Below are 490 nucleotides of genomic sequence, written 5' to 3'. Positions count from 1 at the left end.
ATTTTCAATTTGGCGCTTCATTGTCCAGCCCGCTTTTAGCGTGACCTCGCGGGCTAAGACCCCATGCTTACATTCCAATACCCCTGAGGTCACTTCAACGACTTCTTTAGCGCCAAATACGGGTGGAAACGTTTTATTTTCACCCAAGAACCTGACGCCGGCAGGAAAGGTTATTTCTGACGCCGGGTTTTTAGCGCTGACCTTTTTTATTGCCCGGTCAGAAATCAAGCTATCATCCCCCTTATAAACAAGATGAGTTAATTGCGTTCTGTCTTTTGCATAGGCCAAGATATATTCATGTTCCCGGGTAAAAATGGATGCGGAGGTTCTTCCACTCTGCCAGATAAATCTTTCGACGAAGTTATCTTCACCGAATATCTCATTGCACACATTGGATAAATTAACCACTTCATGGTCATCTATCGATATAAATATCATTCCCTCATCAGATAATAAATTTCTGGCTAATTTCAGTCTGGGATAAAGCATA

Annotated in this window: 1 protein-coding gene; it reads right to left on the bottom strand. The window is 42.4% G+C overall.

Going from position 1 to position 490, the window contains the following annotated elements; translation table 11 throughout:
- Positions 1-490: DNA methyltransferase (locus PSI23_RS22030; protein WP_273557047.1), on the bottom strand; the 490-nt coding region annotated here is incomplete at both ends.

This window comes from Xenorhabdus yunnanensis (genome assembly GCF_028598805.1).
GTDB lineage: Bacteria > Pseudomonadota > Gammaproteobacteria > Enterobacterales > Enterobacteriaceae > Xenorhabdus > Xenorhabdus yunnanensis.
Note: the sequence above shows the minus strand (reverse complement) of the source record. Positions and strands in the feature narration are given on the sequence as shown.